This window comes from Micromonospora trifolii (genome assembly GCF_022229005.1).
Classification (GTDB): Bacteria; Actinomycetota; Actinomycetes; order Mycobacteriales; family Micromonosporaceae; genus Micromonospora; species Micromonospora trifolii.
On the sequence record NZ_JAKKFD010000020.1, the window covers coordinates 23408 to 36321 of the forward strand.

The 12914-nt window shown below is 72.0% G+C and carries 14 protein-coding genes; 5 read left to right on the forward strand and 9 right to left on the reverse strand.

What is annotated here, in order from left to right; genetic code table 11:
* Window positions 1-143 precede the first annotated feature (143 nt).
* Window positions 144-581, forward strand: a complete 438-nt coding sequence (locus NIE79_RS13075) for a DMT family transporter (protein WP_443677166.1) — start codon at window positions 144-146, stop codon at window positions 579-581.
* Window positions 582-636: 55 nt separating this feature from the next.
* Here the strand turns inward: NIE79_RS13075 and NIE79_RS13080 are convergent, their stop codons facing one another.
* Window positions 637-1998 (reverse strand): cellulase family glycosylhydrolase, encoded by a 1362-nt coding sequence (locus NIE79_RS13080; protein ID WP_238678811.1) that lies wholly within the window; start codon window positions 1996-1998, stop codon window positions 637-639.
* Window positions 1999-2374: 376 nt separating this feature from the next.
* Here NIE79_RS13080 and NIE79_RS13085 point away from each other — a divergent pair, with 376 nt between their 5' ends.
* Complete coding sequence (locus tag NIE79_RS13085; RefSeq protein WP_238678812.1) at window positions 2375-3337, forward strand: TIGR03557 family F420-dependent LLM class oxidoreductase; 963 nt, start codon at window positions 2375-2377, stop codon at window positions 3335-3337.
* The gene (locus NIE79_RS13090) at window positions 3334-4209 is read left to right on the forward strand and encodes an alpha/beta fold hydrolase (RefSeq protein ID WP_238678813.1); all 876 of its coding nucleotides are present in this window, start codon (window positions 3334-3336) and stop codon (window positions 4207-4209) included. Before NIE79_RS13085 ends, NIE79_RS13090 begins: the two co-directional genes overlap by 4 nt.
* A gap of 137 nt (window positions 4210-4346) precedes the next feature.
* Here the strand turns inward: NIE79_RS13090 and NIE79_RS13095 are convergent, their stop codons facing one another.
* The 8 genes from NIE79_RS13095 to soxR all read right to left on the reverse strand — a co-directional run bounded on the left by NIE79_RS13095 (window position 4347) and on the right by soxR (window position 10950).
* The gene (locus NIE79_RS13095; RefSeq protein ID WP_238678814.1) at window positions 4347-5084 is read right to left on the reverse strand and encodes a hypothetical protein; all 738 of its coding nucleotides are present in this window, start codon (window positions 5082-5084) and stop codon (window positions 4347-4349) included.
* Between the two features lie 65 nt (window positions 5085-5149).
* A complete protein-coding gene (locus NIE79_RS13100; RefSeq protein ID WP_238678815.1) occupies window positions 5150-5959 on the reverse strand; it encodes an endonuclease/exonuclease/phosphatase family protein in 810 nt (269 codons plus the stop codon).
* Between the two features lie 11 nt (window positions 5960-5970).
* Window positions 5971-7461 (reverse strand): phosphatase PAP2 family protein, encoded by a 1491-nt coding sequence (locus tag NIE79_RS13105; RefSeq protein ID WP_238678816.1) that lies wholly within the window; start codon window positions 7459-7461, stop codon window positions 5971-5973.
* A 70-nt stretch (window positions 7462-7531) separates the two neighbouring features.
* A complete protein-coding gene (locus NIE79_RS13110; RefSeq protein ID WP_238678817.1) occupies window positions 7532-8533 on the reverse strand; it encodes a YihY/virulence factor BrkB family protein in 1002 nt (333 codons plus the stop codon).
* Complete coding sequence (locus NIE79_RS13115) at window positions 8526-9530, reverse strand: diacylglycerol/lipid kinase family protein (protein WP_238678818.1); 1005 nt, start codon at window positions 9528-9530, stop codon at window positions 8526-8528. The genes NIE79_RS13110 and NIE79_RS13115 overlap by 8 nt, the downstream gene beginning before the upstream one ends.
* Before the next feature lie 93 nt (window positions 9531-9623).
* A complete protein-coding gene (locus tag NIE79_RS13120; protein WP_238678925.1) occupies window positions 9624-10202 on the reverse strand; it encodes a Clp protease N-terminal domain-containing protein in 579 nt (192 codons plus the stop codon).
* Window positions 10202-10438, reverse strand: a complete 237-nt coding sequence (locus tag NIE79_RS13125) for an HTH domain-containing protein (protein WP_238678819.1) — start codon at window positions 10436-10438, stop codon at window positions 10202-10204. Before NIE79_RS13125 ends, NIE79_RS13120 begins: the two co-directional genes overlap by 1 nt.
* A 32-nt stretch (window positions 10439-10470) precedes the next feature.
* Window positions 10471-10950: a redox-sensitive transcriptional activator SoxR gene (soxR, locus tag NIE79_RS13130; protein WP_238678820.1), complete on the reverse strand. Its 480-nt coding sequence runs from the start codon at window positions 10948-10950 to the stop codon at window positions 10471-10473.
* An 84-nt stretch (window positions 10951-11034) separates the two neighbouring features.
* Here soxR and NIE79_RS13135 point away from each other — a divergent pair, with 84 nt between their 5' ends.
* Together NIE79_RS13135 and NIE79_RS13140 are read left to right on the forward strand one after the other, a co-directional pair.
* Window positions 11035-11916, forward strand: coding sequence for an NmrA/HSCARG family protein (locus NIE79_RS13135; RefSeq protein ID WP_238678821.1), 882 nt, complete (start codon window positions 11035-11037; stop codon window positions 11914-11916).
* A gap of 92 nt (window positions 11917-12008) precedes the next feature.
* Window positions 12009-12869, forward strand: a complete 861-nt coding sequence (locus tag NIE79_RS13140) for a universal stress protein (protein ID WP_238678822.1) — start codon at window positions 12009-12011, stop codon at window positions 12867-12869.
* The last annotated feature ends 45 nt before the right edge of the window (window positions 12870-12914 follow it).

Genomic DNA, 12914 nt, shown 5'->3' on the forward strand with positions numbered 1-12914 from the left:
CCCGACTCGGATGTGACGTTGCAACGCCCGATCCTTGCGGCGCCCGATCCTTGCGGCGCCCGATCCTTGCGGCGCCCGATCCTTGCGGCGCCCGATCCTTGCGGCGCCCGATTCGTTTGTGACATCAGCTCCAAAGGCGTTCTGTGGCAGATGCTTGGGCCGCACCGACGGCACGCCGACGGGTCGGCCGGGCGGGGGCATCGCCGGCACTAGCCTGGGTGGCGACGGGCTTCATCGACCACCAGGGAGCAAGGGGACGCATGCCGTACGTGCTGCTGGGGATCGCCATCCTCGCCGAGGTGGTGGCGACGAGCCTGATCAAGAGCACCGCCGGGTTCAGTCGGCTCTGGCCGACGGTGGCGTGTCTCGGCGGCTACGCGCTGGCGTTCCTCCTGCTGGCCCAGGCCGTCAAGGAGATCCCCGTGGGGGTGGCGTACGCCCTCTGGTCGGGTCTGGGCACCGCGGCCATCGTGGCGATCGGGGCGGTGTTCCTGGGTGAGTCGGTGGGGTTCGCCAAGCTCACCGGCATCGCATTGATCATCGCCGGGGTGGTCGTCGTGAACCTGGCCGGGGAGCACTGAGCAGTACGGTTTCCGGTGGCCGGGCCCGACGCGGACCCGGCCACCGGTCCAACGGTCAGCTCGCCGTGCAGCTCACCGCCGGCAGGCTGTTGGTGCCGGTCCAACTGCCGAGGAAGCCGAAACTGACGCTGGCCCCGGCGGCCAGCCGTCCGTTGTAGTCGGTGTTGCGGGCGGCCACAGTGGTTCCGCTGCTGGTGAGGGCCACATTCCAGGACTGGGTGACGCGCTGGCCGTTGGCGAAGGTCCAGCCGGCGGTCCAACCGGTGATCGCCCTCGCGCCGGCGGTCACCCGCACCTCACCCTGGAAGCCGCCCTGCCACTGGTTGGTCACCGTGTACGTCGCCGTGCAGCCACCGATCGGCGGAGGCGTGGTGGGCGGAGGCGTGGTCGGCGGTGGGGTGGTCGGCGGTGGGGTGGTCGGCGGTGGGGTGCCGCCGAAGACGCTGGCCTCGCGGGCGGTCTGCCGGATGCCGTTGACGCCGTTGAAGAGGCGCTGACCCCAGTCGGTCAGGCTCGCCGGGTTGAAGTTGGTGGCCAGGTCGAGATACTCGACGCCGCCGCCGTTGCCGCTCCACGACCAGCCCAGCCAGCCGATCCCGTTGGCCTGGCTGTACGCGAGGATGGCGTCCTCGTCCGGGTTGCCGTCGGAGTGGTTGAAGCCGAACTCACCGACCACGATGGGCAGCCCGGCAGCGCGGAACCGGCCCAGGTAGTCGCTGATCTCCGCGGCGGTGTCGAACACCCCGTACATGTGGATGGAGAACACCGTGTTGCGGGCCGGGTCGGCGGCGAAGACCGACGCGGCGTTGTCGCGCATGGTGAACGACCAGTCCTGCCCCCAGTTCGGCGCGTCGACCATGATCGTGTGGGTCAACCCGCCGGCCCGCAGACGCTTGATCGCATTGGCGTTGTCGGTGGCCCACGAGGCGTAGTTCTGGTTGCCGTACGGCTCGTTGCCGATGTTGACGATGACGTACCTCTCCTGGCCGGCGAGGACGTCGGCGAGGCTGAGCCAGTAGTCGACGGCCCGGTCGAGGGTGATCGCCCCGCTCTGCTCGCCGTACCCGGTGGTGTCGTGCACCTCCAGCACGCAGATCAGCCGGTTGGCCTTGCAGAGCGAGATGACGTTGGCGACGTCGGCGTTGGTGTTGCGGGTCCACCGGTCGCCGCTGGAGAGCACCACCCGCACGGTGTTCGCGCCGAGCGCCTTCACGTCGGCGAACGAGCTGGTCTGCTGCGGGTACCAGGTGTGCGCGTGGTTGACGCCGCGCATGATGAATTCGGCGCCGTTGGCGTCGTACAACTTGCCGTCTGCGACGGAGAAACCGGCCGCGGCGTGTGCCGGCTGGCCGAATGCCAGCACTGTGACGAGCAACGCGAGCAGAGTCGCGCCGGCGGCGGAGAGTCGAGTCTTCATGGCCTTCCTCAGGGAGGACCCCCGGTGCCCGACAGGGGTGGGGATGTGACAGGGGAAGGCGGCTGCAGCCCGGCAGCCGCGCCCGGCTCTCGGCGCAGGCATCAGCGTAGGACGATGGATTAGTCTTCGCAACCGGTTCAGTTGACGGGCCCGCAGCCCGGACAGCCGCAACGGCCCACGCGGACGCGGGCCGTCGCGGGGCGGTCATCCCCACCACAGGATGTGCGCCACACCCGGCTCTTAACCGGTTAAGAGCGACGGTAGGCAGGCGACCGGGATCCGTCAAGCACCGCGGCAGCCCGAACCGGACGGGAGGGTTGACCGCCGTGCACCGGGGTATCCCGGGAACGATCCGTCAGCGAGAGGGGATACCAGGATGGTCAGCGTCGGCTACACCCTGATGAGCGAGCAGGCCGGGCCCAAGCAGCTGGTGGACCATGCGGTACGCGCCGAAGCGGCTGGTTTCGACCAGCTGGTGATGTCCGACCACTACTACCCCTGGCTGGACTCCCAGGGCCACTCCCCTTACGCCTGGTCGGTGCTCGGCGCGGTCGCTCACGCCACCTCCCGCGCGCAGCTGATGTCCTTCGTGACCTGCCCCATCCGCCGCTACCACCCGGCCGTGGTCGCGCAGAAGGCCAGCACCATCGGGGCGCTCTCGGACGGCCGCTTCACGCTGGGGCTGGGCGCCGGGGAGAACCTGAACGAGCACGTGGTCGGCGGCTGGCCGCACGTCCAGCAGCGGCACGAGATGTTCGAGGAGGCGTTGCAGATCATCCGGCCGCTGCTCAACGGGGAGACGCTGACCTTCTCCGGCAACCACTTCGACGTGCCCGACGCCTACGTCTGGGACCGCCCGGAACGGCCGGTGCCGATGGCCATCGCCGCGTCCGGTCGACAGTCCGCGACGCTGGCCGCCGAGTACGGCAACGGCCTGATCTCCACCGAACCCGACCGGCACATCATCGAGATGTACGACGACGCCGGGGGCGCCGGCCAGCCCCGCTACGGTCAGGTGGCCATCTGCTACGGCCCCGACGAGGCGGAGTGCCGCAAGATCGTGCACGACCAGTTCCGCTGGTTCGGCATGGGTTGGAAGGTCAACGCCGACCTGCCCGGCCCGGACTCCTTCGCCGCCGCCACCCAGTTCGTCCGCGAGGAGGACGTCGCCGAGGGCGTCTCCTGCGGTCCGGACACGGACGCGCACGTCGAGGCGTTCCGCAAGTTCGTCGACGCCGGCTTCACCCACGTGGCGATCATCCAGGTCGGTGGGGAGACCCAGCCGATGTTCCTGGACTGGGCGCAGGAGCAACTGCTGCCCCGACTGCGCGAGCTGTGACCAGAGGTGCGGCACCCCGGCCGCCCGGGTCGATCCGCCGCAGCGCCGTCGGCCCGTTCGGGCCGGCCGAGCTGCGGCTCGCCATGGCCGCGCCCCGGGCGGCCGGCGGACTGACCAGCGAGTGGCGGGTCGTCGACGGACTGCGCACCCACACCCGCCGCAGCGCCGACCCGGGGACCGGGGCGCCACCCGTGGTGCTCGTGCACGGCCTGGCGGTTTCGCACCGGTATCTCACCCCGCTGGCCGTCGCGCTCGCCACCACCCATCAGGTGTACGTGCCGGACCTGCCCGGCTTCGGGCTGACCGAACACCCCCGGGGCGCGTACGACGTCCGCCGGCACGCCGACCACCTGGCCGCCTGGCTGGCCGCGTACCACCTGCCGCCGGTCTGCCTGCTGGGGCACTCGTTCGGCGCGGAGGTGGCCGCCGCGGTCGCCGCGACCCACCCTGATGCGGTACGCGCGCTGGTGTTGGCCGGCCCGACCAGTGACCCGGCGGCCCGGTCCCGACGGGCCCAGTTCGGTCGTTGGTTGGTGGACAGCCTGCACGAGGCACCGCTCCAGGCCCCGATCCTGGTGCGCGACGTCTGGAACGCCCGACCCTGGCGGGTCCTCGCCACGCTGTCGCACTCGGTGCGCAACGCCATCGAGGCGGACCTCGTCCGGGTCAGCGCGCCGACCGTCGTCGTGACCGGCGATCGTGACCCGGTCGTGCCGGACCGGTGGCGGGACGAGGCGACGCGGCTGGTGCCGGAGGCGGCCCTGGTGGTCGTTGCCGGTGCCGCGCACAACGTGGTCACGACCGCCCCGACGGCCGTCGCGGACGCGATCCGGCACCTACTCGCCCCTCATCCCGCACTCACGGACAGGTGAACGTCATGCGCTTCGGCAACACGGAGATCCGCCCGCTCGGCGGGGGCCTCGGCTGCCTCCTGATGATCCTCTTCTCGATCGTGGCCTCGGTGGTGCTGACCGTCCTGCTGAATCTGGTGCTCTGAGCCCCGCACGTCTCATCGGCGCAGGCCCAGGGCGCTGAGCACCTCCCGCACGGCCAGCCGGGCCGGGTCGAGCACCGAACGGCCGGCCCAGCGGGCCGCGGGCGCGACGGTGGCCCGCCACAGCCAGCGCAATCCTTGCCCGAGGGGGCGCAGCAGCAGTCGGTAGAGCGGTCGCAGCACCCGGCCGGCCGTCCGCCACGCACCGGCCACCGCGGCGCCGACCAACCGACCGACGGGCGTGAGCACCGCGCCCACCAATCGCAGCGGCCACAGGAGCAGGTGCTCGGCGAGCCAGACCAGCACGCGCCCGAGGACCACGAGGGTTGGGCGCAGCCCATGGCGGTTCAACCAGAGCAGCGCGGGCCAGATCACCGTGCGGACGACCCACACCAGTGGGCGCCACAGCAGGTGCCGGGCGCACCAGACCAGCGGAAGCCAGACCAGCCGGTGCAGAAGCCAGGCCAGCGGGGCCAGCAGCCAGCGGCGCAGGAACCGGCCCGCCGGGCGGAGCAGGTACCGGTGCAGCAGCCGGCCGGCAGCCACGATCAGCTCCCAGAGCAGGCGTACCGGCAGCACCACGACCAGCGCCACACCGCGCGCGACGGCCGCGACGAGCGGGGGCGCGACGGCGGCCGGCTGCGCCCTGCCCGAGGCCAGTGGGTCGGCCTCGCGACGTGCCCTCGCCGGCGTGGCACGGTGATCGTTCGGCGGACCGGGCAGCGGTGAGCGGGGGGTGCGGCGGTCGGTCACGGTGGCACGGTAATCGGCCCGCGCCACGCCCTGGTGGCCGCCGGCAGCGTGGACCGACGGTGGCGTCAGCCGGGAGACAACTCCAGCGTGGCGAGCAGCGGATAGTGGTCGGAGGCGGTGGCCGCCACGCCGTCGCGGATCACCCGACACTCCAGGACCCGCTGCGCCACCGCGGTGCTGCCGAGCAGGTAGTCCAGCCGCATCCCGGCGAACTCGGCCCCGCCGAGTCGGGTGGGCACTGTGTGGCCGGCGGCCTCCGGCGCGTCGACGTTGGCTGACGGCCAGAGGTCGACCAGGCCGGCGGCGAGCAGCCGGGCGATCGCGCGGGTGTCCACGGCGTCACCGGAGCGACGTAGGTGCCGCCGCCGGTAGAGGGTGGGCATGCCGGCCAGCCGGGCCGTGTGGTCCACTGTCGGGTCGAGCGAGTTGAGGTCACCGGTGACCAGCGTCAGGGGCCCCTGGTTGCGGCGCATCGCGGCGACCAACCAGTCGACCTCCATCCGCCGCCGGCCTCCCGAGTACGGGTAGAGGTGGGTGCCGAGCACTGTGAACGGGCCGGCGGACGTGGCCACCACGACGCGGGCGGCGGCGTGGTGGAACGGACGGCGCACCGACCCGGCGTCGACGACCCGGTACGGCGGCCGGACCAGCACCGCCACCGGCTGCCCGAAGCAGGACCGGGCCAGGTTGGGCGTCATCCCCACCCGGCCCGCCACGGTGGCCATCAACCCGTCCCGGTCGAAGCCGCGCAACTCCTGGAGGGCGAGCACGTCCGGCGCCTGCTCGTCGATGACCTGGACCACCTGATCCAACCGGTCGGGGCCGCCGCGATCCCGGCCGCCAGTGCGGATGTTCCAGGTCATCACCCGCAGCACGACGGCGGCGCCTAGTCGGCTCGGCCGGCCCGCGCCAGCTCGTCGTCGAGGGTGTCCACGTCCTCCGACTCGATGGCTGGTTGGTTGCCTTCCTTCAGGTCCTCGTTCGGGCGGATCACCAGGTAGAGCAGCCCGATCCAGAGCGCGGAGAGCAGGATCGCGCCCATGAAGTCGGTCGGGTGGTGCATCCCCCGGTACATCCGGGACGTGGCCACCCCGACCGGCATGAGCACGGCCAGCGCCACGAAGATCCAACGCCACCACCTGTCGGTACGCGGGAAGACGATCAGGGTGATCGCCAGCCAGACGCAGATGGTGGCCGCGATGTGCCCGGACGGGAACGACGACGTGGGCATCTGCCCGTCCAGGTTCTCCACCGGCGGACGCGGCCGGTCGATCGCGCGGGCCGACGCGAGGAAGAGGGTCAACTCCCCCACCATCGCCAGCGCCACGAAGAGCACCGGGCGCCAGCGCCGCCACACCGCCAACACCAGCGGGCAGAACACCAGCGAGATCAGCAGGATGGCATGGGTGTCACCGAACTTGCTCCACCACCAGCTGACGTCGGTCAGCACCTCGGTGTGCCGCTCGGCGAACCACTGCGGCACCTTCGTGTCGAGGGTGTCGAAGAAGGTGCCCTTGGCGTGGTAGCTGACATACGTGCCGAAGCCGTACAGCGCACCGAACACGATCACCCAGCCGACCAGTAGCTCGGCCACCGCCGAGCGGGGGTGGGCCAACACGTGTTCCTCGGCCGGGGCGGGGGCGATGTCGTGCCCCGCCTCCGGCTCCAGGCCCTCGGTCAGCGGCGGCACCGGCCGTCCCCGCTCCCGCCGCCACAGTCGGAAGGCGTACGCGGTGACGCCCAGCCAGGCGGCCCCGAGCAGCCAGGCAGCCAGCACGTCGGAGACGAAGTGCACGCCCAGCGCGATCCGGGTCAGCCCGACCAGTGCCACCAGCACACCGACGCCGACGATGGCCGGCTTGCGCCAGCGGGGCGCCATCGCCGGCAGGAACACCAGCAGCAGCGCTCCGTACGCGACGAACGAGCCGAGCGCGTGCCCGCTCGGGAAGCTGTTGCCGGGCGCGCTGGCGATCGGCACGTCCACTACCGGGCGAAGCCGGCCGACAAGGGTCTTCAGTGACGGGTCGAGGATCAGGCCACCGACCCCCGTGATGATCAGGTAGACGGCGAGTCGAGGCTGCCGCCGGATCAGCAGCCCGACCACGGCGATGGTGACCAGCCAGATGAGGATCGGTCGGCCGCCCAGGTCCGTCACCGCCTGGAGCACTGTGACCAGCGCGTGGTGCGGGGCGACGAGCCCGTTGAACCACTCGGCGAGCCCGTGGTCGACATCCTGGAGCGGGCTCCACTGCACCCGGACGAGCAACAACAGCAGCCCGAAGGCCACCCCGGCACCGGTGACGGCCACCAGACCGGCAATGCTCCGTTCGGCGAAATGACCGATCGGACGCCGAGCCACCTCTTTGACCGCGGTCACCCCGCACCTCCCTTGTCGCCTCTGGCGAGGCGCTTTACCCGATCCGCGTCCGTCGTACACGCCGGTGCCGCTAGAGCGCCGACATGTCCCCGGTGTCGTACAGCTCGGCGCGGTCCGGGTCGGGCTCCCACAGATCCGGTTGGGCGGGCTCTCGGGCACCGATGCGCAGCGCCTCCAGTTGGGCGGCGAAGGCCAGCCCACCGAAGAGCGCCATCCCGGTCAGGTTGGCCCAGAGCAGCAGCGCCATCATGCCGGTCAGGGCGCCGTAGGTCTGCCCGAAACCGTCACTGAACCGCACGTAGGCAGCGAGCAGCAGGCTGGCCAGCCACCACAGCGCTGTGGCGATGCCCGCGCCGAACAGCAGCCAGGACAGGCCGGGCTGGTTGCGGCGCGGCGCGTGTCGGAACAGCACGGCCACGGCGACGACGGTCAGCCCGAGACTCAGCGGAAAGCGGATCACGTCCCAGATGCCGTTGGCGAACGCGCCCCACTCGTAGTGTTCGCGGACCGAGTCGCCCATCGCGCCGCCACCGACCAGGATCAGGAAGCCGGCGAGCGCGGGCAGACCGGCGGTGACGGCCAGCACGGCGGCCCGCAGGTATTTGCGCAGCGCCGGACGGTCCCGCTCGACGCCGTAGATGCGGTTGGCGCCCCGCTCGATCTGGGCCATCGTGGTGGTGAGCGCGAACAGGCCGGTGAGCAGACCGAGGGTGAGCGCCAGCTCCCCCGCGTCCTCGACGCGTTCGCCCTCGCCGAGCAGCTCGGCGACCATCTGCGAACTCTGGCCGGGGGTGAGCGCCAGGACGGTGTCGGCGACCACCTGGCCGCCCTCCTCGACGCCCAACTCGCTGATCAGGCCGGTGAGGGCGATCAGGAACGGCACCACGGCGAGGCAGAGTTGCAGCGCGAAGGCCCGGGAGTGGCTGAACCCGTCGCCGTAGCGGAACCGGATGAACGCATCCCGCAGCAGGTGCCAGCCGCCCTGCCCGCGCAGTGTGTGCCAGGCGTCGTCGGCGGACAGCTCCTCGTCGGCCATCAGCCGGGTCTCCGGCACGATGCGGGTACTACTCACGGCGGGCTTCCTCGATCAGCTGCTCGCCCCGCTCCCCTGCACCTTGCGCGTCGACGGCCAGGTCGGGGGCGTCCTCGGGCTGGGGGACGCAGAGCCAGAGCGCCTGCGGTCGGACCTCCGCCCGCAACTGCCGGCCCGGGGAGATCAGGTCGCCGTCCAACTCCCGAGGTTGCGCCCGGTTGCTGGTGACCACGACGCGTCGACCCCGGAACACCTCCAGCTGCGGCACCTGGCCGCTGCGGCGGATCACCGCCCAGCCGAGCGCGAGCCAGTGCCGCAGGTTGCGCGGCGTGAGCACTGCGACGTCGAGCCAGCCGTCGTCCGGCTCGGCCTCGGTCAGCAGTGTCACGCCGCCCTGCAGCCGACCGACGTTGGCGATCAGGACCGAACGGGCCCGGCGGCGCAGCGGCGGCCGGTCGTCGATGCGGATCTGCACCCGCATCGGCCGGTCCCGCAGGTGACGGGCGGCACCCATCACGTACGCCGGCCAGCCGATGCGGGCCTTGGTGGTCTCGTTGGTGGCTTCGAGCATCTGGGCGTCGAAGCCCATGCCGGCCATCACTGTGAAGTACTTGTCCTCGACGGCGCCGACGTCGAGCAGCCGTCGGCCGCGTTCGACGGCGACCTGCAACCCGGCGGCCAGGTCGGTGGAGAGCCCCAGGTTGGCGGCGAGCAGATTGCCGGTGCCCTGCGGCAGCACGGCGAGGGCCACGTCGGTGCCGACCAACCCGCTGACGCAGGACATCACCGTGCCGTCGCCCCCGCAGGCGAAGACCAGGTCGACGCCGTCCTTGACGGCCTGCTCGGTCTGGCCGCGACCCGGGTCGTCGACTGTCGTCTCGTGCCACTGCGGTGCGGGCCAGCCGGCAGCGGTCACGGCGTCGTCGACGGTGCGGCGCAACTCGTCGAGATCGTCGACCTTGACCGGGTTGACCACCACCGCGGAGCGCAACCCGCCGTCGCCGCCCGAGGGCCGCCTGTCCTGTCCAGCATCCACGGCGCCAGTGTGCAGCACCCGGACGGCTTCAGCGACCCGGCGACCGGCGCGCGTCGGAAGTGCCACAGACAGGTTTCAACCCGGCCCCACCCGTCAGGCAGCCGCCCGCAGCGCGAGCTCCACCCGCCGGCGCAGATCGTCGAGGTCGGCCCCGGACTCGGTGAGCACCAACGCGCCCAGCCCGTTGCCCTCCCGGAGCACCCCGAGCAGGATGTGTTCGGTGCCGATGTGGCGGTGGCGCAGCCGGATGGCCTCCCGCAGGGACAGCTCCAGCGCCTTCTTCGAGCGGGGCGAGAAGGGGCCGCCGAGGTACCGCTTACGCCCCCAACGGCGGCGCGGCGCCGGGACCGCCTCCCGTAGCGCGTCCGGGCCGAAGGACTGTTCGATGCGGGCCACGATCGCGGCCAGGTCGATGCCGATCTCCCGCAGGGCCGCCGCGTCCGCGTCGCCGAGGCCGGCGCCGCCGCTGGCTGTGTGTCGCCGGACGCGTTCGCGAAGGTCGTCGGCGCGTACGCCGGCGTCGACGAGCACCCGGCTGGCCAGCCCGGCGTCGTCGGCGAGCAGGGCGAGAAGCAGGTGCTCGGTGCCGACCGGCCGCTGACCCTCGACCCGCGCCTCCTCCAGCGCCCGTCGCACCACGCCGCGCGCCCGGTCGGTGAATCGTTCGAACATCACGCCTCCCAGGATGAGTTGACCGCCGGTCGCCCGGCGTGCTTCTTGTGCACTGCCTGCCGGCTGACCTCGAGCGCGTCGGCGATCTCCTGCCAGGACCAGCCCTGTCGTCGGGCGTTGTCGACCTGGACCACCTCGAGCCGCTCGAGCAGCCGGCTGAGCGCGCGGACGGCGCGCAGCCCGACCCGGGGGTCGGTGCTGCCGGCTGCCGCCGCGAGTTCTGTCGCCTGACTCATGCCGTCAACATACGTTGACAACTCCTCTACTGTCAACCCCGGTTGACATGCTCGGTTCGTGGCGACAGCAGCCGGCGCGGTCCGGAGCCCTCACGACCGAGCACGTCGCGGGGGTTGGTCAGATGACAGGCCCGCAGCGACAGGCAGCCGCAGCCGATGCAGTCACTGAGGTCGTCGCGGAGTGCCTGCAACTGCGCGATGCGAGCGTCGAGCTCGGTACGCCAGGCCGCCGACAGCCGAGCCCAGTCGTCGGGGGTCGGCGTGCGTTCGCTGGGCAGTTGGTCCAAGGCCTCGCGGATCGCCGTCAGCGAGATGCCGACGTGCTGGGAGGCCCTGATGAACGCGACCCGCCGCAGGGTGTCACGGCTGTACCGGCGCTGGTTGCTCGCCGTCCGCGTGCTGCGGATGAGGCCCTTGCGCTCGTAGAAGTGCAGGGCCGAGATGGCGACACCGCTGCGGTCGGCGACCTGCCCGACGGTGAGTTCGTGAAACGTGGTGCGGGGCCTCGGCATGGACCGACGGTACCGCTTGACCTCAACCATGGTTGAGGCCAGAGGATCAGCGGCGTCCCCGATCCGCGAGCAAGGAGCCTTTCTGTGACCACAGTTCTCGTCATCGGCGCCACCGGGCGGCAGGGCGGCGCCGTCGCCGATCTGCTGCTCCAGCACGGCCACGACGTCGTCGCCTACGTGCGCTCACCCGAGTCGCCGCCCGCCCGGGCGCTGTCCGCCGCCGGAGCACGGCTCGTCGTCGGTGACCTGGGCGACCCGGTGGCGCTCGCCGACGCCGCCCACGGTGTCGACGCCGTCTTCGGGCTGTCCGTGCCGTTCGGATCCGGCGGGAAGAACGAGGAGGTCGCCCAGGGTCGCCTTCTGGTCGACGCGGCGGCCGAGGCGCACCTCGTCTACTCCTCGGTACGCGGCGCCGACCGGATGGTCGAGACGGACATCGACCACGCCGACAGCAAACAGCACATCGAGGCGTACCTGCGCAGGCAGCAGGTACGCGCGACAGTCCTCGCGCCGGTCTACTTCATGGAGAACGTCCTGAACACCGGGTTCAGCCGCCTCACCGACGGCGTCCTGACCAACCCGCTCTCCGGAGGCAAGCCGCTGGACCAGGTCACCGTCCGGGACATCGCCGGCCTCGCCGTGCACGCCATCGAGCACCCCGAGCGGTTCGTCGGCGAGCGGATCGACGTCGTCTCCGACCGGGTGACCGGCGAGGAGGCGGCCGGCATCCTCAGCGACGTCCTCGGCCGCGAGATTCCGTACCAGCAGCTGCCGTTGGACCAGGTCCGGCAGTGGGCCGGCGACGAGATCGCCGACATGTTCCAGCGCTTCGAGGACAACACCGACTTCGTCGACGTCGACGCGCTGCACGCCGCACACCCCGACGTCGCCTGGCACCGCTACGCCGACTGGGCCCGCACTGTCGACTGGGAGCGAGTCCTCTCCAGGGAGGCGAGCGGGCGATAACGCAACGACGCAGCGCCACCGTGCTCATCCGACTACCCTCGGTCAGGGACAGCTTGGTCGTGCCGGGCGCGACGCCCGGGAGGTGATATCGGATGGCCGCACCCGCCGACGCAGCGGTGCTGGTCGGCCTCGGGTCGGAACTCGACCTTCCGGTCGTCGTACAGGCCGCGCAGGAGGCCGCCGGACACGGCCGGCCACTGCACCTGCTGCACACCTTCGACTGGCGCGTGGCCTTCGCCGCGGACACCGTCGCCGCACCCCGCGACCAGGCCGAAGAACTGATCACCCGCGCCGCCCAGCTCGCCCACCAGACCGAGCCGGGGCTGACCGTACGCGGGGAGATCGTCGAGAGCACCATGCTGCCCACCCTCATCCGCCGCTCGGAGGGCACCTTCCTGCTGGCCGTCGGCGACAGCGGCATGGCGGGCAGCGGCCAGTGCGTTCCGGCCGAGACGACGGCCGTGCAGTTGGCCGCGCGCGCCGGCTGCCCCCTGTTGGTGGTCCGGCGTGAGCCGCCGCCGCAGGGCCCGGTGCTGGTGGGCGTGGACGGCTCTCCCAGCTCACACCTCGCCCTCCAGTGGGCCGTGGAGTGCGCGGCCCGCCGGGGCGCGCGGCTGCTGGCGCTGCGGGCGGTGGAGTACGACGAGGACACCGACGCGGTCGCCGAGCAGCTCACCGAGGCACTGGCCCGGCACGCAGGCCGCGACAACACAGTGCCGACCGAGTGTCGCGTGGTACGCGGCGACCCCGCCGAGGTGCTGATCGACACCTCCCGCAACGCGCAGCTGGCGCTGGTCGCCGCCCGCGGCGACGAACCGGGCCGGGCCATGCTGGGCGCGGTCGCCCAGTCCCTGCTCTACCACTCCCCGGCCCCGGTGGTCGTCGTCCGCGGCCTGGCCGAGGCACCGTTGACCGGGCCCGGCGCCCGCCCGGTGCGGGACCAACGGCCCTGACCCCGGGCGTCCGCAGTGGCCAGGCCGTACGCCCCACTCCTACCC